Source organism: Leeuwenhoekiella obamensis (assembly GCF_055391795.1).
In genome coordinates, this window is the sequence record NZ_AP029251.1 from 2122981 (window position 1) to 2147388 (window position 24408).

At 39.3% G+C, this 24408-nt stretch carries 17 protein-coding genes; 6 read left to right on the forward strand and 11 right to left on the reverse strand.

The features are described from left to right. The first annotated feature begins 42 nt into the window (after window positions 1-42). The 6 genes from ACZ5L8_RS09290 to ACZ5L8_RS09315 all read left to right on the forward strand — a co-directional run bounded on the left by ACZ5L8_RS09290 (window position 43) and on the right by ACZ5L8_RS09315 (window position 4982). Complete coding sequence (locus ACZ5L8_RS09290) at window positions 43-591, forward strand: hypothetical protein (protein WP_464436865.1); 549 nt, start codon at window positions 43-45, stop codon at window positions 589-591. Continuing rightward, a complete protein-coding gene (locus tag ACZ5L8_RS09295; protein ID WP_464436866.1) occupies window positions 588-998 on the forward strand; it encodes a hypothetical protein in 411 nt (136 codons plus the stop codon). The genes ACZ5L8_RS09290 and ACZ5L8_RS09295 overlap by 4 nt, the downstream gene beginning before the upstream one ends. Before the next feature lie 213 nt (window positions 999-1211). Further along, on the forward strand, window positions 1212-1868 hold the full coding sequence (locus ACZ5L8_RS09300; RefSeq protein WP_464436868.1) for a hypothetical protein: 657 nt from the start codon (window positions 1212-1214) through the stop codon (window positions 1866-1868). Window positions 1869-1918: 50 nt separating this feature from the next. Then, window positions 1919-2854 (forward strand): helix-turn-helix domain-containing protein, encoded by a 936-nt coding sequence (locus ACZ5L8_RS09305; protein WP_464436870.1) that lies wholly within the window; start codon window positions 1919-1921, stop codon window positions 2852-2854. Between the two features lie 92 nt (window positions 2855-2946). Continuing rightward, complete coding sequence (locus ACZ5L8_RS09310; RefSeq protein ID WP_464436872.1) at window positions 2947-3708, forward strand: SDR family NAD(P)-dependent oxidoreductase; 762 nt, start codon at window positions 2947-2949, stop codon at window positions 3706-3708. A 251-nt stretch (window positions 3709-3959) separates the two neighbouring features. Further along, window positions 3960-4982, forward strand: coding sequence for an LLM class flavin-dependent oxidoreductase (locus ACZ5L8_RS09315; protein WP_464436873.1), 1023 nt, complete (start codon window positions 3960-3962; stop codon window positions 4980-4982). 4 nt (window positions 4983-4986) lie between these two features. Here ACZ5L8_RS09315 and ACZ5L8_RS09320 read toward each other — a convergent pair whose 3' ends face one another. The 11 genes from ACZ5L8_RS09320 to ACZ5L8_RS09370 form a co-directional block, all read right to left on the reverse strand. After that, window positions 4987-6129, reverse strand: coding sequence for an ROK family protein (locus tag ACZ5L8_RS09320; protein WP_464436875.1), 1143 nt, complete (start codon window positions 6127-6129; stop codon window positions 4987-4989). A gap of 66 nt (window positions 6130-6195) precedes the next feature. Then, a complete protein-coding gene (locus tag ACZ5L8_RS09325) occupies window positions 6196-8142 on the reverse strand; it encodes a glycoside hydrolase family 97 protein (RefSeq protein WP_464436877.1) in 1947 nt (648 codons plus the stop codon). Continuing rightward, the gene (locus tag ACZ5L8_RS09330; protein WP_464436879.1) at window positions 8132-8956 is read right to left on the reverse strand and encodes an alpha/beta hydrolase; all 825 of its coding nucleotides are present in this window, start codon (window positions 8954-8956) and stop codon (window positions 8132-8134) included. The genes ACZ5L8_RS09325 and ACZ5L8_RS09330 overlap by 11 nt, the downstream gene beginning before the upstream one ends. Then, entirely contained in the window at window positions 8957-11143 is a 2187-nt protein-coding gene (locus ACZ5L8_RS09335; RefSeq protein ID WP_464436881.1) for a GH92 family glycosyl hydrolase, read from the reverse strand. Continuing rightward, the gene (locus tag ACZ5L8_RS09340; RefSeq protein ID WP_464436882.1) at window positions 11136-13391 is read right to left on the reverse strand and encodes a GH92 family glycosyl hydrolase; all 2256 of its coding nucleotides are present in this window, start codon (window positions 13389-13391) and stop codon (window positions 11136-11138) included. Before ACZ5L8_RS09340 ends, ACZ5L8_RS09335 begins: the two co-directional genes overlap by 8 nt. Before the next feature lie 27 nt (window positions 13392-13418). Next, complete coding sequence (locus tag ACZ5L8_RS09345; RefSeq protein ID WP_464436884.1) at window positions 13419-14852, reverse strand: glycoside hydrolase family 125 protein; 1434 nt, start codon at window positions 14850-14852, stop codon at window positions 13419-13421. Between the two features lie 346 nt (window positions 14853-15198). Next, the gene (fucP, locus tag ACZ5L8_RS09350; RefSeq protein WP_464436886.1) at window positions 15199-16500 is read right to left on the reverse strand and encodes an L-fucose:H+ symporter permease; all 1302 of its coding nucleotides are present in this window, start codon (window positions 16498-16500) and stop codon (window positions 15199-15201) included. Window positions 16501-16705: 205 nt separating this feature from the next. Further along, a complete protein-coding gene (locus ACZ5L8_RS09355; RefSeq protein ID WP_464436888.1) occupies window positions 16706-17506 on the reverse strand; it encodes a discoidin domain-containing protein in 801 nt (266 codons plus the stop codon). 10 nt (window positions 17507-17516) lie between these two features. Further along, a complete protein-coding gene (locus tag ACZ5L8_RS09360) occupies window positions 17517-19136 on the reverse strand; it encodes a RagB/SusD family nutrient uptake outer membrane protein (RefSeq protein WP_464436890.1) in 1620 nt (539 codons plus the stop codon). Window positions 19137-19146: 10 nt separating this feature from the next. Then, window positions 19147-22245, reverse strand: coding sequence for a SusC/RagA family TonB-linked outer membrane protein (locus ACZ5L8_RS09365; RefSeq protein WP_464436893.1), 3099 nt, complete (start codon window positions 22243-22245; stop codon window positions 19147-19149). A 114-nt stretch (window positions 22246-22359) separates the two neighbouring features. Next, window positions 22360-24369 (reverse strand): beta-L-arabinofuranosidase domain-containing protein, encoded by a 2010-nt coding sequence (locus ACZ5L8_RS09370; protein ID WP_464436895.1) that lies wholly within the window; start codon window positions 24367-24369, stop codon window positions 22360-22362. Window positions 24370-24408: the final 39 nt, after the last annotated feature.

Here is a 24408-nt window from a genome sequence, read left to right on the forward strand (position 1 = left end):
ACCATTTAGAGATTTCTATATTCTAAAGACAAAGAAGCATCCATGAACTTTGAAAAGCAACATATTAAAGATGGCTATTCTACTCACAAAGACTATTTTGATGAGCTAGAAGCCAGCGTGCTTGAAGAGCTGGATCTTCAACCTAAATTGCAAGAAGAGCAAGCAGATGGTTATGCTGCAGATGATGCGTATTTTGATAATTTAGAAGATCAGGTTTTTGCAAAACTCAACGCACAGCATAATGTGCATCAACTGATCCCAAATAAGGATACCGACAGCAATAGCAATAATAATAATACTAATAGCAATAAACTATGGTACGCCACAAGTTTTGCCGCTGCTTGCATCGTTATAATTTTGTTATTTACATTTAAGTCAAACAACACAGAACCTGACTTCGCAACTCTTTCACCAGAAGTTGAGAATTACTATTTGCAGCAGCAGGACTTATTTTTATCTGATGCTGATTTGCAGTATATTCTGGATGAAGATATTTATGACATTGATATAGAAGACCAGGAACTAGATAAAGATCTCACAGATTATCTGCTAGAAGAAGATCTTATCTTACTAGAAGCCTTACAAGAATGAAAAAGATAGCACTACTTGCGTGCATGCTACTCAGCATGACACTATTTGCACAGAATCCGCGGGAGCGCCTTAAATCGCTTAAAACAGCCTTTATCACTCGCGAACTAGAACTTACTCCAGAGGAAGCAAAAGACTTCTGGCCAGTATATGAAGTGTACAATGATAAGGTAGAAAAAGTAAGAGAAAAGCAAATACGCAGCATCATGAAAGGCCGCAAAGCCACTGAAGAAGAAGCTGAAACGTTTGTAAAAGAGTATCTCACTACAGAAAAAGATATGTTTCAAGCGACTGAGAAACTCATGAAAGACCTTAAGGATGTGATCTCAGCTAAAAAACGTGCAAGGCTTATTGTCGCCGAGCGGGAGTTTGGCAGGCGCATGCTAGAGCGCATACGAGGTCGCCACTAACTTTTAAAATTGCCAGCCTTGTGCTGGTATTTTTTTGGCTTAAAGCCAAAAAGGGTATAGTTATAAAACATCTACAACAAATAGATTATAATTAATAATAATTAAAATTCTTCCTGTTCTTAAACCTTCGTTAATCCTATCACAAACTCTGATAATAGGTAGTTTACATTATCGAATTTGTTTTAATTTCTGTATAAAATACGTAAAATGAAGATGAAGACACTAGTATGGCTTTTCTTCATTTGCACAATAGCACTATCCTGTAAGGAAGTTGACAAAAAGGAGGTGGAGAAGGCAGATGAAACGAACGCACAGGAGAAAACAATAGACTCTGCAGCGCTCAAGAAAAGCGAAGAACAGGAACAGATCATAGATATCAAAGTTGATTATCTCGACATTGTAAAGGCTAGAGATAATGGCGAACTTCAAGAAAATGTAGTGCGCTATAATTGCAATAACGAAAAGCGCGGAACACTACACTTTTATACTAAAGACGGTTCTTTAAAACTCATTGAGCACGTCTATAATGAGTATGACCATCACGAGGCGCGTGATCAATATTTCGTGAAAGACAGTATGCCATTCTTTATCTACTTTGAGAGAAAAGACTGGAGTTTTGTAGAAGGCTCAGCAGATGAACCGGCTACAAAAGACAAGATCACAGAAGAGCGCTACTACCTTAATGCGGGTAACATTTTGCAATGTTTATCAAAGCAATATGAAACAGTAAGCGACGCTGATGATAATCCACGTAGTGAAGATATCGCCAATACAAATATAGATTGCCCCAACGGTGATGAACTTCTCACTCAGTACACAATTCTTGCTAAACATGTTGATGACAAACGTAACATTGGCTGTCTAGAGTAATACTGCAAATTGATTTGTCGTACATTTGATTTTTGCAAAACATATGCCGCATGAAGAATTCAACTTCGCAAACTTCTATTGAGGGTTTTTACAAAGAGATGGATCAGGATATTTCTGGCAAATCATTGTTGCCAGATGGTATTGAGAAAGAGATAGGTCACTTTAATGTTTTTGAGATCGCTAAGGTTTACAAGCATCATAAGCAGACTAAAAAAATGCCATACAACAGGCGTACGTATTACAAGATAAGCTTGATAAAAGGCCGTAATCAAGCCGAGTATGCTGATAGAATTATCCCTATAGATCAATATGCGCTGCTTTTTGCAAGTCCAAAGATCCCATACAATTACGTCCCGCAAGACGATGATCAAGATGGCTTCTTCTGCATTTTTACAGAAGACTTTATGCTGCATGAAAAAACCGGAATTCATTTAGATAAGATCCCGTTGTTTCAATCTGGCGGCTACCCTATTTTTCAACTTACGCCAGAGCAAGTTGAAGCGCTAGAGCCCATATTTAAAAAGATGATGCAAGAAATAAATTCTGATTATGCCTTTAAATATGACCTGCTGCGCAACTATATCATTGAGTTAATTCATCAAGTACAAAAACTACAACCAGCCACAGCGATCTATTCTACGACTAATGCAACAGACCGTGTTTCATCGCTATTCACAGAGCTCTTGCACAGACAATTCCCAATTGAATCAACGCATCAACGCATACAACTACGCAACCCAAAGGATTTCGCCGAAAGGCTATCAATACACGTAAATTATCTAAACAAAGTACTCAAAGAAAAAACTGAGAAAACAACCAGCGAGATCATAAATCAACGCATTGTGCAAGAGGCGCAGATCCTATTAAAACAAACACAATGGACAATTTCTGAAGTGGGATATTGCTTAGGATTTGAAGAAGTTGCTCATTTCTCAAACTTCTTTAAAAAATACATTGGGCTTTCGCCAAATAACTTCAGATCTTAGAAAGATTTGTTTTTTACAAATACTGGTTTGTTTCTTGCAAAACTAACAGTAACCTTCAAAGTACCTTTGTTTCAAATTAAAAACTAGAAATTATGAGTACAGGAAAAATAGCATTAGTTACCGGTGGAAGCCGTGGTTTAGGTAAGGATATGGCGATCAATCTTGCTAAAAAAGGTCTGCAAGTCATTCTCACCTATCGAAGCAAACAAGAAGAGGCTCAAAACACTGTAGATACGATTGAAAAATTAGGTAGTAAAGCCGCAAGTCTGCAACTGGATGTAGCTGACACTAGTAATTATGACGCCTTTTTAGAGCGAGTAAAGAGCGTTTTAGAGTCAGAATTTAAAACTGACAAATTAGATTTTGTGATCCCAAATGCTGGTGTAGGTCATCATAGTGATTTTGCTAGCACTGAGGAAAAAGACATCGATAATCTGTATACCATTCACTTTAAGCAGCCGTATTTACTAACGCAAAAGTTGTTACCGCTAATGAACGATGGCGGAGGAATTGTAAACATTAGTAGCGGTCTGGCGAGATTCGCAATGCCTGGAGCATCTGCGTATGGCGCCCTTAAAGCTGCAGTAGAACAACTCACAAGATATCAAGCAGCTGAGCTAGGTTCAAGACAAATACGCAGTAACGTTGTTGCTCCGGGAGCTATTGAAACCGATTTTGGCGGTGGAGCCGTTCGTGATAATAAACAACTCAATGATATGGTTTCTTCAATAACCGCTTTAGGAAGACCTGGATTGCCAGAAGATATAGGTGGCGTTGTAGCTTTTCTTTGCTCAGAGGATGCAAGATGGATCAATGGGCAACGCATAGAAATTTCAGGCGGTATGAAGCTGTAAATCAGACAGAAATATAAATTTATATGGGTGAGCGTTATTGCGCTTCACCCTTTTTTTGTTGCATCATATCAGATTTTTATCCATTTTTATATCGCTAATGTTTAGATTTCTTTAAGAAATAAGGTAGTTTAATTTGATTAGCCTCTTACAAAACGACCTCACAAAAACATTACAATTTAAGGCCGCTTCTCAGCGGCCTTTTTTGTGCACCTTCCGTAAGGTTTTGTATTCTTAGTAGACTAAAATCGCTCATGAATTTAGATATGTCCACTTCAGAAGTAAGCCTTTCAAAAATTAAATATTCATTACTAGATCTTGTTCCTGTTCTTCAGGGTTTTGAACACAAGACCTCAATGGAAAACAGTCTTGATCTTGCAAGACATACAGAAAAATGGGGCTACAATAGGTTTTGGGTTTCTGAACATCATAATATGGACAGTATTGTGAGTTCTGCTACCATAGTTTTACTCACGTATCTCGCAAACGGCACTTCTACCATTAGAATAGGTTCTGGCGGGATCATGTTGCCCAATCATGCACCACTCATTGTCGCTGAGCAATTTGGAACATTAGAGACACTTTTTCCCGGAAGGATAGACTTAGGCCTAGGCCGAGCGCCGGGAACTGATCAGATCACAGCTAATGCGCTAAGACAAGGCAAACAAGAAAGCGTCCAGGATTTTCCTAATGCGGTTGAGGAACTTCAATATTATTTCTCTAAAGAGAGTGAAGATGGCCGTGTGCGTGCCATTCCTGGTGAGGGGCTTGAAGTTCCTATTTATCTTTTGGGCTCTAGTACTTTCAGTGCGCAACTGGCGGCTAAACTTGGTTTACCATACGCTTTTGCCAGCCACTTTGCTCCTACACATTTACACAATGCCCTGCATCAATATAAAAAGTTTTTCAGCCCTTCGGCGAAAGCCAAAAAACCATACACCATGGCAGCCGTAAACATAATTGCTGCAGATACAGATGAAGAAGCCGGAAGACTTGCCACCAGCTTATACCAACTCGCAATGGGCATTATCACTGGCAATCGCTACCCGTTGCAACCTCCTGTAGAAAGTATGGATGCCATCTGGAGTCCACAACAGGAAGCTGCGATAAAGCCTATGATGCATTACACCTTTATAGGCAGTAAAGCGACCATAAGAAAGCAGGTTAAACACTTTGTTGAAGAAACCAGCGTTGACGAACTCATTGCCGTTTCTCACATCCATGACCATGAGGCCAGGTTAAAGTCTTATAAGCTTTTCAGCGAAATATTTTACTAGCGTATTACTCGTGCAATAGTGTAGAAGGTTCGTATAGGTTCTTCTTATCTAAATAGTCCAAAGCCAAAGCGTAAGCGCCTAACCAAACCGCTTCACTAGTTCCTAAACGAGAAATACCTATAGGTATCTTCTTATTTGGGTTATACGTTGCTGTGCTTGAAGAAAACGGGATATCCACAGTCACCGAATCATCTGAAATAAAAGCATCGTAGCTAGCAGGATCATCAATATATGTCGCAGTTGAAACTAAACGAGAATACTGTTGCCCTTTGTAATCTTCGATTTTAGAGTTAAGATGCTTTACAATTGCAGGCACAATAAACTCTGAAGCTCCCGCGATACCACCACCTATTACTACTGGCGCATCAATGATCGTGATAGAATTAGCAAGCGCTTCTCCTATTACTTTACCCATTTTTTCAAATGCGGTTATAGCTGCTTGTTGATCACCTTCTGCAGTACCTTTTGCGATCTTATAAATACGCTTAGGCGAAAGTAGATCTTCGCATCGCACTAATTCGCAATACTCTCTTTGTACCGCTCTAATGCTTACACCTTCTTCTGCAAAGGTTTTAGGGTTTGCAAAGTTGCGGCTTAACCATATCTCACCTGCTCCTGAGTTATCTCCTAAACAGATCTGACCGTTGATCACAACTCCTGCGCCAAAGCCAGTTCCTAGCGTAATACCTAGCAAGTTTGAGTAACGCTTTTCAATACCGTTATCTGCAAGCGTTTGATTAATGTATGGCAAGAATCCTTCTACTGCTTCACCATAAGCAAAAAGATCACCGTCGTTATTAATAAGCGTTGGGATATTAAAGATCTCTTCTAGCATTGGGCCTATCGCCACGCCGCCTTTAAAAGATGGAAAATTAGGAAGGTCTCCTATAATTCCGTTTTTGTAATCTGCCGGACCAGGAAAAGCGAAACTTATCGCTGCCGGTTGTTGTGGTGCAATAGCCTGTGTTACCTGCTTAAAACCATCGATCATGGTAAGTAGGCATTTCTCCTTGTCGTGTGAGTTTGCTGGCAGCGCAATAGGATCTATCAATTGCTTCCCTGCCTGTATTGCCGAAAAAACAAAATTTGTTCCTCCTGCATCAAGACTCATTACTATTCTATCGTCTCCGTAAATATTGTATTCCATAGGCCTGTCTCCACATTAGGTATAAAAAGCTGGTTAGCACTTTTTATACTTTTTTGGTTAGGTTGTTTAATATTTTGGCGAAAGCCTGGCAGCAAAACCGCCATTCTTCACCAGGGTTAGTGTTATTGTATTATTAGTTGTTGCTGTTGTTTGTTCTTTCTTGTAATCTAGCGCTTGTCTTCCTGCATTTACTCCGTCTTTAAAAGCGGTCATGTTATAGGTTTTGGATGCATCCAAAAAGCTAAGATCTACCGTAAACTCACGCTCTTGTTCTTTGCTATTAGTGATCGCTCCTACAAACCACTCTTCGCCTTTGCGCTTAGCTACCACGACATATTCACCTATCTTGGCATCAAGGATCTTTGTTTCATCCCAAGTGGTTGGTACGGCAGTGATAAACTCAGTACATTCTTTTTCTTTATAATAGTTTGTAGGGTTGTCGGCTAGCATTTGTACACCGCTTTCAAAAACCACAAACAACGCCATCTGAAAAGCTCTTGTTCCCATCGCGGCAGAGTTAGGACGCACGCTATGATAGAACTCGGGCTGCATATTGATCATTCCACCGGGAGTGAAATCCATTGGGCCCACTGCGTTGCGCATAAAAGGTAAATACAAACTGTTGTCTGGCGTTGCTCTACCCATTTGCTCAAGGCCTAGAACGCCCTCGTAAGAAATGATATTAGGATATTTTATCTCAAGACCTGCTGGTTTGAACGAGCCATGAAAGTCAACAAAAAGTTCATGCTTTGCTGCTTCTTTTGCCACGCGCTCATAATAATCTACCATCCATTGATCGCTGCGATCCATAAAATCTATTTTCACACCAGCGATTCCCCATTCTTTGAATTTCTTAAAAAGATCAAAATTCTTCTCAACCGTAAGCCACGTCAACCATAGCACGATATCTACATTGCGCTCTTTACCGTAAGCGATAAGTTCAAAAAGATCTATCGTAGGATTAGGTGTATATGGATCTGTTGTACTTTTTGCCCAACCTTCATCCATGATGATATATGGGATCCCAAAGTCTGAAGCAAAATCTATAAAATACTTATAGGTATCTTCATTAAAGCCAGCCTTAAAATCCACGCCGTATGGCGAAGCGCCGTTCCACCATTCCCAACTTACTTGCCCAGGTTTGATCCACGAAGTGTTGTCGAGCACATTTTGAGTAGCTAGTTTAACGGTAAGCGTATTTTCAAGAATATCTTTTTCATCATTTGTGATCAAGAAATAACGCCATGGGAAAGATCTTTTACCATCCACCTTTGCGATATAATCGGCACGCTCAGTAAGTTTTAAACTACGGTCTCCATCTGGGCCAAATGCGATAGGATCTTTAGGAAAGATCGCGCTCAATTGCTCTGGCGTATTCACATTTAAGAACATCGCAGGATATTTCTCTAAGTCAGATTCTGAGATCAAGATCTTAGTGTCGTCACTTTCTAGTAAAACGGGTAACACCGCCATTTTTTGGCTTTCGCCAAAATCTGAAGTACGCACATGCGTATAAGGATGCTCATAGGCCGTTTTAAAAGAACCAGTTTGTTGCAAATGCGCAGTATATTCCCCGGAAGGGTTAAAGACAGCTTCTTCATTTTTAACCTCAAGAGAATCTCTTGTATTTGTCACAAAACGATAAGCAAAGCCTTCATCATAAACCCTAAACTGAATATCGTATTTGCGGTATTTTAAAGTGAGTTGGTTATACGAATTCTCGATCTCACTGTATTTCATTGGCACTACAGGCTCAATAGTTTCAGTAACAGATTTTACTGATGAACTCTTAAGCTTTGCATCTTTACCTAGAACATCTTTGCCTAGATCAAGACTCAGTGTATTATCTAGAAAAATCGATTTACCATTGAGAGCCACAGAATAACTTACATCACCTTCAGCCTCCACTTCTACAACTAGACTACCATCTGGAGATGACACTTTAGTTTGCTGTGCCTGCACCGCAGTTATACAAAGAAAAAGACCAAAAATGTAAGTTATCTTATTTTTCATCAGAATGTGCTTTTACAAAATTTAATAACAAAGGATATGCTGGATGCGTCATGTTATGACCGTAACCATCCATCTCATATATTTCTATTTCCTTCTGTCCCGCAACCTTCATCATGCGATAGAAATATGCATTTTCTTCATATCTACCCAGCATTTCCATCTCACGATCACCCGTAATTAGCAAGGTAGGTGGCGCGTCTCCACGCACAAAAAATAGTGGAGCCCATTCATCAACAATGGGCTGCTCACCAGGAATATCACGCTCTGCCCTTATGGTAAAATGCGTGATCGTATGACCGCTAAAAGGCACAAGACCTGCTGCGTCATTAGCATTTATGTCATATTTAGCTAGTCTGGATTTGTCCATGATCGCCATTAAAGCAAGATAACCACCTGCAGAATGCCCCGAAACAAAGATCTTTTTAGGATCGCCGTTATACTTCTGTATGTTCTTAAAAACCCAGGCAACAGCTGCCGTAGCATCAGCAATGCTGGTTGCTGCTTGTACTTTTGGCGAAAGCCTATACCCAACACCCACGATCACATTTCCTGAATTCTTTAACGCTGCAGGAACTTCACGACGACCACCTGTAAGACCGCCTCCATGAAACCAAATGATCACCGGAGCATCCTCTACATTCTCAGGATAATGAATATCCATAAGATCCATCTCTGCCAGGTAAGCATCGCTTTTAACTTCAGTTTCTGTGCGATAAGAAATGCCTTCTGCCGTTTTGTATGTTGTTTGGGTCAAGCCCAAAAACGGAAAGCTTAGAAAGCAAATTATCGTAATTACGTGTGTTAGATTTTTCATCTATTTTTTTGTTGTCAATTCTAGCGTTCCTCCTTGAATTAGTTTTTCATAAGGCACGAAGTAACCGTCTACTTTTTCACCATTCCATTTAATAGACTCCAAGTTTCTTGAGTTTCTATCTTGAATGATCTCAAAAGATTTTCCGCCAGCGATATGCCATTTTACCTTATCAAAAACCGGTAGACTTACAAGATACTCATTATCAACCGGAGAAAGTGGATATAATCCTGTAGATGCATAAACATACCAGCCGCTCATTTCACCTGCATCGTCCATTCCTGATAGCGCTAACTCATCTTCTCCTACTCCGTAGAAATCATGAATAATGGTATCAAGGATCTTCTGAGACTTTTCTGGCTTATTGATAAAGTAATATGCAAATGGCGCCTCGTGATCAGGTTGATTTCCTTGGCAATATTGACCTATAAAGCTAGACACGTTACGCGCAATGTGCTTAGGATTCCACGGAAGTGTAAACAATGAATCTAACTTCTCTTCATAACGCTCTTCGCTATCATAAAGATCTACAAGACCATCCATATCATGCGGAACAAAAAAGCTTACTTGCCAAGCGTTTGCTTCTCTGTACATGTACTCGTAGTATGGATATTCTGAATTAAAGTTTTGAATCCATGAACCATCTTCAAGACGGCCACGCATAAAATTAGTTTTTGGGTCAAAAACATTCTTGTAATTCTTAGAACGCTTCATCAAATCCTCATAATGCTCCTCGTCTCCTAGTGCTTTAGCAAGCTGCGCAAGACTGTAATCATCCACTGCATATTCAAGTGTTTTAGAAACTCCGGCTTTTGCTTTTGTCTCCGTATGAGGATTTTCAACATCTGGGTCAGAGATAAAGCCTTTCTCGATATATTCAGCAATGTGAGGACGTGTACCGCCATCTTTGTACGCATTATTGATCAAAAGTTCGTATGCTTTATCAACATCATAATCTTTTATTCCACGTAAGTAAGAACTCGCTATAAAAGAAGCAGCGTGATCCCCGTGAAAGAAAGTAGGCATAAAACCTCTTAGCTCACCTTTATTGATCATGCCAGAGATAATATCACTTGTAACTTCTGGACGTAACCATCCTAATAAAACAACCTTGTTACGATACGTATCCCAAAGAGATGGCAAGGTGTAGTATTGATATTCTTCATTCTGTTTTTCACCAGCATCATCAGTAAAATCTCCGTTTACATCACTGCGAAGCGCTGGCCATAAAAAGGATCTGTAAAGCGAAGAGTAGAACATCTCTTTGTCCTTCTCTTCTCCACCGCTGATCTCAACTTTAGATAAAAGCGCTTTCCACTCGTTGCTACCACTTTTATGAATGTCTTCAAAAGACTTATCACCTACTTCAGTTTCTAGGTTTTGTTTCGCGTTTTCAACGCTCACGAAAGAGATACCTACTTTAAGAGTTACCGGCTCGCTACCGTTCTCTAACTTAAGTAAAGCATAACCCCCTTCTTTTTCTTTTTTCTGTTCAAGTGCTGTGATGTTTGCGCTTGAAACAGCATAAAAGTGAATCTTATCACCACCCACATGTTGCACACCTGAAACTACGTTATCAGAAACTTTGTTGATCTCCCAGTCGTTCACTCGGTTATTTGCTCGCCATAGATCAAAAACTATGTTTCTATCTTCGGCATTGCTATATGTGTACTCGTGTACACCAGCTCTCAAAGTAGAGGTTAGTTTTACCTTAACACCATAATCCTGAAGCTCAACTTCATAAAATGCAGGAGAAGCTTTTTCGGTTTCTTTTGAGAATTTAGATTTAAAAGGAAAAGTTGCACCATTAGAAACCGGCAAAATAGGAAGGTGACATAAATTCCAGTGACCTTTGTTTGTGTGCGTAAAACCTATGATCTCATCATCTTCATACTCATAACCTGCACCACTACCGTATTGTGTGATAGGGCTTAATTGTACCATTGCGTTAGGCAAAGCAGAACCAGGAAATGTCAAACCTGCCCAAACTCTCCAGTTTCTAGGAGGTGTGTATCCTATAAATTCTGGATCTGTAAGCGGCGCTGTCCCGATAAACGGATTAACATAATCCACAGGATTTGCTACATAATCTCCAGTTGTGTTTTGCGCTAGTGATTCTTTTTCGGCGCAAGCCAAAAAAAGAAAAACCATACTTAAAAGACTTAAATATTGTACTGCTCTTTTATTCATTGGTTGAGATTAAACCCCAGTTTTTGTTAGGTTCTGGGCCCATTATAAATTTTAAAGTTCCGCCTGCTAAGATCTGCTCGTGCGTAAGCGTCGTTGTATTGAACTCTTGACCATTAAGCGTCGCAGATTGTATATAGAAATTTGTATTTGAAACACCTTCTGCCACGATAGTGAACGTTTTACCGTCTGGAAGGTTTATTGCTGCTTTTTCAAAAAGCGGTGTACCTATTTCATACGTCGTACTCGCAGGATTAAAAGGATAGATCCCCATACTGCTGAAAGTGTACCAAGCAGACATTTGTCCGCAATCTTCATTACCGCTTAAGCCGTCTGGCTTTGTTGTGTATTGCGTATCAAGAATCTGTTTTACCCAATATTGCGTTAACCATGGTTTACCCGCCTTATTAAAGAAATAAGCAATGTGATGGCTTGGTTCATTGCCATGAGCATATTGACCTATCAAACCAGAAATATCTGGAGAAACATCGTCACCCGTAATTTCCGATGATTGCGTGAATAACTCTTCTAATTGTGTTGCAAATGCATCACCACCGCCATGCAGATCAATAAGACCTTGTGGGTCTTGCGGCACAAACCAACTGTGTTGCCATGCGTTTCCTTCGGTGTAATCTGTGCCTTCACGGTGACGAGAAAATCTAGGATCAAATGGCTCATGCCACGATTTACCATCCTTAGACTTGCCACGCATAAAGCCTGTTTCTTTATCGTACAGCTTTTTGTACGACATTGAGCGATCTAAGAAATACTCATAATCTTCTTGCTTATCTAGTGCTTTTGCAATTTGCGCCACACACCAATCGTCATAAGCCAGTTCAAGATTTACAGTTACAGATTCGTTATACGCATCAAAAGGCACATAACTATATTCCTTGTATTCTTTGAGTCCGCGAGCATCTCCAATCATTGTGGTTTTCATCGCTTCGTAGACTCTATTGATATCAAAACCTTTAATGCCTTTAAGATAAGCTTCTGCAATAATTGGGATAGAATGATAACCGGTCATGGTGTTCGTCTCATTCCCGTATAAATTCCACACAGGTAAAACTCCACGCTCATCATAATAAGCAAGCATAGAAGATACAATATCGCCCACACGCTCAGGATGAGTAAGCGTTAATAAAGGTTGCTGTGCTCTAAACGTATCCCAAAGCGACATTGTAGTAAATGCTGTAAAATCACCTTTTACAATAGAATCGTTTGATAATCTAAACTCACCATTTTTATCGCTAAAAATCGTAGGAGCCAATTTCGCATGATACGCTGATGTATAAAACTTAGTCCTGATCGAATCTATTGAAGTCTCAACGTGTAATGTATTTAATGCCTTATTCCAAGTATCTTTTGCTGCACTTTTTGCTTCCGCAAAAGACATTTTATCCATATTCTCCTTAGCATTATCAACACTTACAGAAGAAATAGAAACACTCACTTCAAGCGTATCTGTCGTTGCGTTATCAAAGAATAATTGGCCAGCCACTTGTTTACCTGTAGCCGTTTTTGCATCTACTAAAACTTCATCTTTGATCAAGGAGATCTGCGTAACCGGCTCAGAAAAACGCGCTACAAAAAACACCTTCTGATTATTTGCCCAGCCGCTGCTAAAGCGATAGCCAGTAAGCGTATTTTCGTCCTCTAGAGTAAGCTGCGTTTCTTGCGGGCGATCCCAGTTTATTGCAAATCCCAGATCAACCACAACAGTTTTTTTCTGGCTTTCGCCAAAAGTATACTTATGAAATGCTGTTCTTTCAGTAGCGGTTAGCTCTGCATTGATCTTTGAGTCTTCCAGATAAACCTGATAATATCCTGCAGTTGCAGTTTCGTTATTATGACTGAATGCTGAAGTATATGGACGATCTTCTCTTGATCTGTAATTGCTTTTGAGTTCAACCTTTTCGCCGTAAGGCATAATAAGCAAATCTGAAAGATCACCTATACCTGTACCTGTAAGCGAAAGATGCGTAAATCCAGTGATCAAAGTGTCTGGATAATGATATCCAGAAACCCAATCCCAACCGTTATTGCCGTTGTTAGGACTTACTTGCAACATACCAAATGGCATGCTCACCCCAGGATAAGTATGGCCATGACCACCGGTGCCGATGAATGGATCTACGTATTGTGTAAGATCATCATCGGCAACCGCTGGCGAAGCAGCTTTATCATTTTTAGTCACACATGCGGTGAGCATGAGGGCTAAAGTAACATATTGCAAAGACCGTTTTATCATGTAATCTGTTGGGGTGATTATGCGCAATTAACCTAGTAACTCTGGTGATTCTTTATAGGTCTTCCATAAGAATTCACCAAAAAGGGTATTTGCCCATGCAAACCAAGAACGACTAAAGTCTTCTGGATTATTTTTATTAAATGTTTCGTGCATGAAGCCTGTGCCTGCATGCGTGTTTTTTAGCATTTTGATACATTCTTTGATCTCCGCATCGCTTGTACTTGTGAGTCCGCGCATGGTGATCGCCATAGGCCAGATCATATCTTGACCCACGTGAGGTCCGCCAATACCTTCGGCAGCTGAACCTTTATAGAAAAATGGATTATCTAAAGACCACACAAAACTGCGTGTGTTTTGATAAATAGGATCATCTACCGCTATTGCGTCAAGGTATGGCAACGATAATAGACTTGGCACATTTGCATCATCCATCATAAGACGATTACCGTAACCATCTATTTCAAACGCGTAGATCTTACCGTGGTTAGGATGATCAAATATCGCGTGCTCGGCAAGCGCTGTTTTTACCTCAGTGGCTAACGCTCTTAGTTCTTTGGCTAAAGCCAAATCATTTTTTAACGTCTCTACCATCTCTGCCGCCTGCTCCATGCTTACCACCGCAAAAAAGTTAGACGGGATCAAGAAAGAAAAAACTGTTGCGTCGTCGCTAGGGCGAAAAGCACTACAGATCAAACCTACAGGATTTACAGGATATCCATAACCGTGCATTGAGCGAGTGTCTGTCGCTACGGCTGTTCTACGATTAAATTTATATGGCCCGCGGTCTTCCTTCTTTTGTTGATCTTTAAATACCTGAATGATATTCTTAATGGCGTTGTGCCAATTCTCATCAAAAGGAGCTGTGTCTCCTGTAGTCTTCCAGTAATTATATGCAAGACGAATAGGGTAACAAAGAGAGTCTATCTCATATTTACGCTCATGAACGCCAGGATGCATATCTGTCATATCTGTGCTCCACTCTCCTCTTTTTTCAGGATCGTTATAGAAAGCGTTTGCGTAAGGATCTTTAAGAATATAGCGCGTTTGACGATTGATCACACCTGCGATAAGATGTTTAAGATCTTTATCTTCATCAGCAAACTGCATGTATGGCCAAACTTGCGCTGAGCTATCACGCAACCACATTGCATCAATATCTCCTGTGATCACATACGTATCTGGCTTACCATCTTGAGTGGTGTATGTAACTGTTGTATCTAATGTATTAGGAAAACAGTTATTGAATAACCAAGCAAGCTCTTCGTCTTTTACGTTTTTAGAGAATTCTTTAATTGCTTTCTCTATCGCATGACTTTCAAAGTTTCTTTGACCTTTAGGCACACGCACCGTTGGAAATTCTTTTAATGTATTTAATCTATCTGCACCTAAAACCTGCAAAGGATCAACCATAGTTAATCCTCCAGCAAGCGCAGTATTCTGTATAAATTTTCTTCGTTTCATTTTAAAAACTATTCTTTGATGCTATCTAAAACGATGTTTCAAAATATCCTGTATCCCTGTATTATTTAGAATAATGCAAAGAATACCATCACAAATCCTTACATCAAAAATACTAAACCGTTTTAGTTAAGCAAATATTTACAAAATTAATTTATTAGTTGGTTTTATATGCATTGAGGGTCAATATTTTAAAACCCAAAGGTCAGACCTTAATAAAGCCTGACCTTTGCCTACATCACTTCTAACTTGAAATCAGTTTATTAAAAATCCCTAGCTCAAGCTGTAAACTATATGATCTTATCGATGACTTTATCTTGATATATTGACACCCGTCAATTTTTGACTTTTAAACGCTCAATCGCTTACTTACCCATACTCCATACACGGCAACGGCAAGAAAACAAAGGGTTGGTAAAATGAAAGAAAAATTCATTTCACTAACTCCCATTATAGAAGTATCGTCTACTCCTGTACCGCCTAAGTCGATTATCATTCCTTGAAGTTTTGGCAACAAAGCTCCACCTACGATCGCCATTACAAGACCCGCCGCACCTATCTTTGCTTCTTCTTCTTGAAGTCCGTCAAGAGCAATACCGTAAATTGTAGGGAACATCGCAGATAAGAATGTAGAAACACCTACTAAGCAATATAAACCTATAATACTTTCAAAAACTATCACTCCTACGGTAAGCACCGCTCCAAGAATTGCGAACCAAGCAAGCATTTTACCAGCACTCATAAAACGCAACAACCAGGTTCCTAAAGCGCGGCCTACGGTAAATAGAATAAATGCAACCAACTGGTAATTTGCAGCGACATTACTCTCTAAGCCTTTCGCTTCAGCGTATTGATAAATATACGTCCAGCACATGATCTGCGCACCCATATAAAGCACAAGCGCAAGAACACCCAGATAGTACTTTTTGTTTTTAAACAAACCATTAAACGTCACTTTAAGATCAGGTATACCACCTTCACTTTTTGCCTGTGGCATTTTGTTTACAGCGATCAAGATCAAGATCGCAAGAACAACTAATCCTAAGATCACATATGGATTTCTGATCACCATAAGATCAGAGGTTTTGATCAATATTTTTTGCGCCTCTGGTAGCAGCGAGAAGTCTTCTACATCATCAGATCGCAGCAGATCTAGCACAAAGAATTTCGCGACAAGCAAACCCGCAATAAGTCCTACAGGGTTAAAGGCTTGCGCCAAATTTAATCGCTGAGTGGCCGTTTTTTGATCACCCATCGCTAGGATATAAGGATTGGCCGTGGTTTCTAAGAAAGCCAGACCAAAGGTTAGCACATACAATCCCAAACAAAAGAACCAGAACATCTCTGTTGTCGCTGCTGGATAGAATAACAAAGCACCGATGGCGTATAAGGATAACCCAACAAGAACACCTGTTTTGTAAGAAAATTTACGCACAAATAAAGCCGCTGGTAGTGCCATACAGAAGTAACCGCCATAGAAAGCCATTTGTACCCACGCTGCTTGAGAATTAGACAACTCTAATACCTTTTTAAATGCTTGTACCATAGGATCTGTTACAGCGTTTGCAAAACCCCAAAGCGCGAACAAGGAAGTCACGAGAATAAAGGGCAAAAGAAGTTTTTTCGGAACTACCGGAATGTTATTTTTCATATCGTTTAATGTAATACAACGTTTTAGAAGACCATACAATAATACTAAATCGTTTTAGTATTTTCACATAATTTTAGTAATTATTTTAATAGATATTGAAAAAATAAAAGGCCAGATCTATATAGACCTGGCCTTTATTTTATGGAACCTAAATTGAAAAGTGACTTTAGTCTATTTTCAATTTTAGATCCTTAAAAATATCTCTTTAGAACGGAAGTAGGAATAATCTCCACTCTGTCATCTGAAATAAGCTTGCACCATTATTGCTTGTGATATTTAAGCGATAAAATTTGTAAGCTGTATTATTATCAAAATAGAATTCACGAGTTTCTACTCTATCTGAGAATCTAAAGTCTGTTCTAGTATCTAAAGTAGTCCAGTTAGTACCATCCTGAGATCCTTGAATTTCCCAATCTTTAGGATCTCTACCAGCAGCATCATTACCTGATGTAAATGAGTAGTATCCTGCAACGATAGGCTCTTCAAACTCTAAGTCAATATAGAAAGGAGTTGAAAAACCAGCTAAATATTTAGTTGATAATGAATTGTCAATTAATTTTGGAGATCCCTCTCCACCAGTTGGCCCATTACTGTTTTCGCGATTCACGCTAATAGTACTTTGAGCAGTAATATCAACAGGAGGACCTGCGATTACCTTCAAAGGCGCTGTATCAGTAACAGATGGATCGTCTGCTGCTGTAATACGCAATACAGTTTCTCCAGAACCAGTAGCCGTTAATGTTACTGTTTGATCTGCGTTTTGCTTCAAATCAGCAACAGATGGGTCTTCAACCTCCCAGATGTACTCGCGCTGAGGCTCAACATTAGGCTCAAACGTTGCTCTAACATCTAGAGTATTACCAGACTCAAGTAAGATAATATCATATTTATCTAGGTTTACACCTGTCTCAACGATAGCATCAAACTCTCTTCTTCCCTCACACGCGGTAAGAGCTAGAACTAAAATAAGTACCGTTGGTTTTAAAAAATTTATAAGTATCTTCATAATATGCTATTTAGTATCCAGGGTTTTGAACAAGGTTAGGATTAGCTTGTAATTGTCTGAATGGAATTGGATAAATTGTAAGGTGATCATCCCCAGATGGAGTGTGATCCCACCAAGAACCAGTAGTAAACTTACCAAAACGAATAAGGTCTGTTCTTCTCTTACCTTCAAAGATAAATTCTCTACCACGCTCAGCTAACAATTCATTCATTGTAAGTGTGCTAGTCGTATATGCCTCAGCAGCCCAATCATCTTCAGTAAAATAACGCATTTTACTTTCGTTGATAAGATCTACAGCTTCCTGAGTAGCATTACCATTGTTTAAACGCATGATCGCTTCAGCCTTATTGAAATACATTTCTGTAAGTCTGTAGATCACGTAATCTCCTTCTAAATAATTAGGATCATCCTGAGTTCCTGAACGGTATTTAAAGAAACGAGCTCCACTGTTCTCTTCACCATCAGTCATAGAACCTTCTCCGGTTTGACCTTCAGTATTTCTACGAATGTTATTTACATAAACAAATGGCTGACCATTATACTCTTCAGAACCTAAGATAGGCTCAGTTGTACCATAACGGTATTGTGGACCAAATAGGAACCACTCTTGCTTACGAATATCATTTTCTTTGTATGCATCAAATGCAGTAGGAATTACAACAAATGCATTGTTACCACTATAGTTCACGTCTAAAGCCGCAGTCATATTAGTAAAGCCCATATAGAACGATGCCCAGCTATAACCGAAATCATTTTTACGGCTAAATGGAAACTGGAAGATATTCTCAGGAGAATTCTCATTCGTATTGTTATATGGTCCTAATGGATCTTGATCTAAAGCGATAGTACCGGTTAAAGAACCACCTTCACCATTGATCACTTTATCTGAATACTCGATACTTTCAGCATAACGAGGAGTTCCAGACCATACCTCTGCATTAAGATATAATTCTGAAAGCATAGCATAACCTACAGCACGAGACATACGTCCTATTAACTTTTGAGATAAAGGTTGAAGTTTTTCAACATTCTCTAAAAGTTCTTGCTCAATAAAAGCAAATACTTCTTCTCTAGGAGCCGTAGCAGGATTTGTAGGTTCTCCAACTGTAGTAACGATTGGCACATTACCCCACATATCCATGATCTTCATATAGTGATAAGCTCTTAACACTTTAGCTTCAGCTACAATAGATTCTAAACGCTCTGGAGTAACGCCAATTGACTCTGCATCTACTGCCTCGATACTCTCGATTGCAGTGTTTACAAAACCTAAACCGGTCCACATCAATCTCCAAGCATTGTTCAAACGTCCTTCTTGCTCAGTCCAAGTGTGATAATGTTGTCTAATGTGATCTGCGTTATCATAACCGTGACGTCCTTTTTGTGGCCAAGCAGTTTGGTCAGCAGAAAGTTCGTTATGATAGTAATATCCATTTTGACCTGACCATGCTAACCAAGCTTGCATGTGTGTAAAAGGTCTTAGGTTAGCCTGAACCAACTCTAATTCTGTGTTATAGAAGTTAGATTCTGAAAGCTCTGAATATGTTGTTTCTTCAAGATCTGTACACCCAACGGTAAGCAAAATTCCCATCGCGCACGCAGCCTTCTGAATTAAATTTATCTTCTTCATATTTATAATATTAAAAGTTAACATTAAGACCTGCAGTTACAGTAACGGTACGAGGATAGAAGTTTCTATCATCTACACCTGGATATAAACCAGTATCCTGTACTTCAGGATCACGACCTGTATAACCAGTAATGGTTGCAAGGTTTCTCGCGCTTCCAAATACGCGTAGTGCACTAAATGGACTATTCTCTCCAAGGTCAAAGTTGTAACCTAGAGTAAGGTTGTCTAGCTTCACAAAGTTTCCGTTCTCTAGATAGTAATCAGAATATTGTGGCGCTTCAGAAATATTGCTGTATTGACCCAATGCTGAAGTAAGTACGTTACCTGGTAATAAACTTGGGTTACCGTAGAATAGATCAACAGTGTTCAAAATGTCATACTTGAACTTACCACGTAGTAATACAGTAAGATCAAAATTCTTATAACGGAATGTGTTAGTTAACGAAGCGTAATATTTTGGTAAACCATTACCAATGATCGCTTTGTCTTCCTCAGTCATATCACTTGCTCTACCAATAGTACCATCAGCTTTGTGGAATAACCACTGACCGTCTACTGTAAATCCTGCAAAACGCTTACCATAAAAGTCACCGATAGGTCCACCTTCTGTATTACGTATCGCATTACCTAAGTTTCCTGGGTTACCAATGTTACCTCCATATAGCTCACTAACTGAGAATATTTGATTTGAAAGTGTAGTCAACTCGTTGTTTTGGTAACTACCTACAAAGTCAACATTCCATTTGAAATCTCCCTGATCAAACACTCTATAGCTTAACGCTAATTCAATACCATTGTTAGTAATATCACCTACGTTAGTATAGATACTTCCTTGTACGAATGGAGGTTGTGGAACGTCATAGCTTAACAATAGATCCTCTGTACGACGTGTATAATAATCGATAGATCCACTAAGTTTATTAAACCAAAATCCAAAATCAACACCAATGTTAAATTCCTTCTTAGTTTCCCATTTAAGATCTGGGTTAGGGTTTTTTACTGGCCCGTAAGTCTGGTAGTAAGTTGCACCATCTGCACCATCTAAGAATACTGGATATTTACCTCCAGTTCCAAGAGTTACAATTGACTGGTAGTTAGGAATACCTTGGTTACCAGTAAGACCGTAACCTGCTCTTAACTTAAGATTATTGATAAAATCTGCTTCTTGTACAAATTCTTCGTCAGAAATAACCCAAGCACCAGAAACAGCTGGGAAACTTGCCCATTTGTTATTTGCGCCAAAACGAGAAGAACCTTCATGTCTTAACGATGCCTGTAGGAAGTAACGATCTTTAAAGTTATAGCTTAAACGTCCAAAGAATGCTACTAAAGTATTGTCTTCTTTGAAGCTAGATAAACTTGGTCTTGGCAAATCAGTATCAGTAATTGCGTTACCAGCACCAAAGTTCCAATCTTCAAAACCATCAGTAGTAAAACCACTGTTATCCATTGAGTAGTTTTCAGTAGCTGAATACTGATAACTATATCCACCTAAAACCTCGAAGTTATTATCTCCTATAGCTTTATTGAATGTGATAGTAGGCTCAATAGTTTGCGTGTAATCTACGTGATTACCTTTGTAAGCATAACCAGTACCTTTATATGCACTACCTGTGTTATACTGTGCATAATCTTTAGTTGTACGATAGTAACGATCGTTCCAGTTATTTCTTTGGTATGAACCAAAAACAGAACCAACTAAACCGTCGATTATTTCGTAAGATAATTTAGCATCACCTGAGAATGTTAACTGCTTACGCTCGTTAAAACGCTCTGCATATTCTGAGAATGGGTTAAAACCATTTTCTGGCTGATAAAAACCATATTTGCCAGGGTTGTTTAATTGTCCTTCTTCAGTAACGTTATAAGGAGCATAAATTGGAGCCGTTGGGTTCCAGCTTGTCACTGCACCAAATTGACCACCACCTAATAGGTTTGCATCATTTAGGTTTACAGCTAAGCTTGAAGCGAAAGTCAATTTATCATCTAAACCAGTTTGGTTAAAGCTAACACGTCCTCCGAACTCTTCACGACCATTCTCTAATGCGATACCTTGAGCGTCACGATAGTAGAAAGAAGCTCTGTAGTTACTTTTTTCAGTTCCACCTGAAGCTACGAAGTTGTGATATTGTGTTAGGTTAGACTCATTGACCAATTCATCAAAAATATCAGTTGAACCACCTAAGTCATTGTTTTCACCAATGATACCATCTGCAATTGCTTGTCTAAATTGACTAGCAGATAAAAAATTAGGTTTGCTGTTTACGTAATCACGAGACACAAATGAAGAGTATGTAAATGACGCAGCTCCCTTGCTACCTTTTTTAGTAGTAATAAGAATTACACCATTAGTTCCTCGTGTACCATAGATCGCAGCAGCAGCACCATCTTTAAGTACGTTAAAAGACTCGATATCATTTTGCTGAATCAAATCAAGGTTACCACCAGGAATACCATCAATTACAATAAGTGGTGACGTTGAACCAGTAATAGAAGTAACACCTCTCAACTGGATTGCAGTACCACCGTTAGGGTTGTTACCACCTGCTCTTGTAATTTGTAAACCAGCAACTTTACCTTGAATAAGTTCTAATGGAGATTGTACCACCCCTTGGTTAAAGTCTTCAGTATCTACTTTAGTTACAGCTGTTGAAACTGCTTTACGCTGTTGCGAACCGTAACCAATAAGTACAACTTCTGAAAGGTTTTCTGCTTCAGCTTGCATAGTAATATTAACTGGTGCATCAGCAGATACAGCTACTTCTTGCTTAGTCATACCTACGTAAGAAACCACAAGAATACTTTGTGCTGAAGCTACTTTAATAGAATAAACACCATCAAAATCTGTTACCACACCATTAGTAGTTCCTTTCTCTTGCACACTAGCGCCAGGTAAAGGCATACCTGTAGGATCTGTAATAGTACCCGTAACTGTAATTGGGTCTTGTAACGTGATCGCTTCAGCGGCTTGAGCAGTGCCAAACCCTAAAAGCATAATAAAAAAGGCAAAAAATGCACTTTTTTGCGGTCGGGAGATAAATCCCTTAATAGAATTTCTGAGACTAAAATCACTCTCAGTTCTTCTAGAATCAGTCGTTTTCTTTTTCATAGTTTGCTTGTTTCGAAAACATTAGTAAATCGTTTTAGTAGTTGGTACGAATTTATACTAATCTTTTCAAACCTTATAGCAAAGAATTAAAGAAATTTTAGTATTTCTTTTATATTAATGAATAACAGGAAATTGCGAAATCCTTATAGTTGTGCATCCATAAGGTATTAATTCTATCATTTTCTCAGCTCCTCGCTCCTGATTTGTGAATGTCTCAAAAGGCATAGGTCCAGGATTACCTGCATATTCTTTCCAATATGGGAGTTGAATTCCTTTCATTTTTAGGGTAATAGGTGCATTTTCTAAATTCCACGGCATTTCTTTCATTCCGTTAAATTCTACTTCGATTTCTCGCTTTTCAAACACATGTCTCGAAATTCCAAAATTCCAGTCTGAAGTAGGGTAAACTTCATAAAAAGGGTCAGGCCATAGCTCATTCGTCTTTTTCTCCCATCGCTCACCTATTTTTAACGCATAAAGCAAGGGACCTCTTTCAAAAGCAACCGACTTTTCATACCAGCGAGATGTTCTGATCTCCATTGGTAATTTTAAAGTCACTTTATCTCCTTTTTTCCAAGTTCTATCTAGCGTGATGAAATTATCTTCAGAGACTGTTGCTTGCACTTCTTCTCCATTGACCTTAACAATAGGTGCATCACACCATTGTGGCACTCGCATCACAAATTCAAACGTTATTTGTTTTTTTGGGTTAACCCAAAAAGTGATCTCATCTTCAAATGGGTAATTTGTTTCTTCCTTTATATTCACCTCTTCGCCTCCAGCAACTTTTACATTTACCTCGCTAGGAGCGTAAACCAATGCTGCAACACCATTTTTCGCTGTAGCGTAAAAAAGATTCTGAGCAAACTTAGGCCAACCTTGATGCATGTTTGTCAAGCAACATGGATATCCCGTGGTTAAACCATAAACGGTATTACTACCATGGTGAGCGTCTCTAAAGTTTCTGTACTCATGCGTGATCTTGATCTGGTTAGGCTGCTGAAAGTATTGCTTTGCAGTGAAGTCATCATTTTGCTGTGTAGGCAAAACATTAAAGGCGATCTTCTCCAGATAATCTGCATAATAAACATCTGCAGAAACGGGCAACATACTCTCTAGAGAATACATCAGTTCGACCGCAGAGCAATATTCTGAACCTTGTATAGGGTTATTTCCGTGGAGCGCTTCGTCGCCACCGTACATTCCGTTTGCAAAACCATGAATGGCTTTTAAGGATTCTAAGCCGTGCTTTGGTGCATGTAAAAACGTGGTGTCTTTACTTTGCTGATAATAGATCATAGGCTCCTTTACGCCTTGAGCGACATTCACACAATGCAGATCCATGAACGGGTTTGCATTCCTAAATTCATCACTCACAAAAATCCCGGCCCAGTCATGTGTTTGCTTATGTATAAGCTCGCCAAGCTCTAGCAAGTAATCTTCTTTAGTGATATTGTACAACCAATATACGATCTGCAAATTATCGCCGCCACGACGTTCGCCCCAGAAAGACCATTTGCCTAGTGGATCTTTTGGCAATTCGGCTAACTGATATCTAAAATACCCATCCATCAACTTGATCACGCGCTCATCATTTGTAGCAGAATAGTATTGCTGCAATACCTTAAGCATGACCATCTTTGGCCACCAATCCTCACTAGGAGTCTGTTGAGTTCCGGGAATACGCGGTGTATCTTCACTAATAGGAATTGGTCCAAAATAGCCGTTATCCCGCTGATTTTCTATACTCCACTCTACCCACTTCTCTACTTTAGCCTGCAACTTTTTGTCATCTAGCAAATAAGCTAACGGTGTTAAACCGTCTAACCAATATGGCCCACGCTCCCAGCTATCGCCAGTTCCGCCTAGCCAACCGTTATTATCACCTACCACAAGAGAATACTTTTCGTCAAGATTACCAGTAAGACCATCTCTTTGTATCTCTAGCTGTTTTTTTAACCAGCCCTCCGGTTTAATATCGCCCAGTGGCAAAGCTGTAAATCGCTGCTCTAGCAATGGCGCTTGATTTGTGATATAATGATCATTGCGCTCTTGCGCTTCTGCCGGCGCGACAGATAGTAATGTGATAAGAGCAATAAGTAAAAATGTAGTTACATTCTTCATGGTGGGTTGTTTTATGGCGTGTTGATCGTGATCAATTTT

Excerpts from the sequence above, each read along its gene's own strand:
- ACZ5L8_RS09290 (WP_464436865.1), top strand. The coding sequence starts at position 43 with ATGAACTTTGAAAAGCAACATATTAAAGATGGCTATTCTACTCACAAA.
- ACZ5L8_RS09295 (WP_464436866.1), top strand. The coding sequence starts at position 588 with ATGAAAAAGATAGCACTACTTGCGTGCATGCTACTCAGCATGACACTA.
- ACZ5L8_RS09300 (WP_464436868.1), top strand. The coding sequence starts at position 1,212 with ATGAAGACACTAGTATGGCTTTTCTTCATTTGCACAATAGCACTATCC.
- ACZ5L8_RS09305 (WP_464436870.1), top strand. The coding sequence starts at position 1,919 with ATGAAGAATTCAACTTCGCAAACTTCTATTGAGGGTTTTTACAAAGAG.
- ACZ5L8_RS09310 (WP_464436872.1), top strand. The coding sequence starts at position 2,947 with ATGAGTACAGGAAAAATAGCATTAGTTACCGGTGGAAGCCGTGGTTTA.
- ACZ5L8_RS09315 (WP_464436873.1), top strand. The coding sequence starts at position 3,960 with ATGAATTTAGATATGTCCACTTCAGAAGTAAGCCTTTCAAAAATTAAA.
- ACZ5L8_RS09320 (WP_464436875.1), bottom strand. The coding sequence starts at position 6,129 with ATGGAATACAATATTTACGGAGACGATAGAATAGTAATGAGTCTTGAT.
- ACZ5L8_RS09325 (WP_464436877.1), bottom strand. The coding sequence starts at position 8,142 with ATGAAAAATAAGATAACTTACATTTTTGGTCTTTTTCTTTGTATAACT.
- ACZ5L8_RS09330 (WP_464436879.1), bottom strand. The coding sequence starts at position 8,956 with ATGAAAAATCTAACACACGTAATTACGATAATTTGCTTTCTAAGCTTT.
- ACZ5L8_RS09335 (WP_464436881.1), bottom strand. The coding sequence starts at position 11,143 with ATGAATAAAAGAGCAGTACAATATTTAAGTCTTTTAAGTATGGTTTTT.
- ACZ5L8_RS09340 (WP_464436882.1), bottom strand. The coding sequence starts at position 13,391 with ATGATAAAACGGTCTTTGCAATATGTTACTTTAGCCCTCATGCTCACC.
- ACZ5L8_RS09345 (WP_464436884.1), bottom strand. The coding sequence starts at position 14,852 with ATGAAACGAAGAAAATTTATACAGAATACTGCGCTTGCTGGAGGATTA.
- fucP (WP_464436886.1), bottom strand. The coding sequence starts at position 16,500 with ATGAAAAATAACATTCCGGTAGTTCCGAAAAAACTTCTTTTGCCCTTT.
- ACZ5L8_RS09355 (WP_464436888.1), bottom strand. The coding sequence starts at position 17,506 with ATGAAGATACTTATAAATTTTTTAAAACCAACGGTACTTATTTTAGTT.
- ACZ5L8_RS09360 (WP_464436890.1), bottom strand. The coding sequence starts at position 19,136 with ATGAAGAAGATAAATTTAATTCAGAAGGCTGCGTGCGCGATGGGAATT.
- ACZ5L8_RS09365 (WP_464436893.1), bottom strand. The coding sequence starts at position 22,245 with ATGAAAAAGAAAACGACTGATTCTAGAAGAACTGAGAGTGATTTTAGT.
- ACZ5L8_RS09370 (WP_464436895.1), bottom strand. The coding sequence starts at position 24,369 with ATGAAGAATGTAACTACATTTTTACTTATTGCTCTTATCACATTACTA.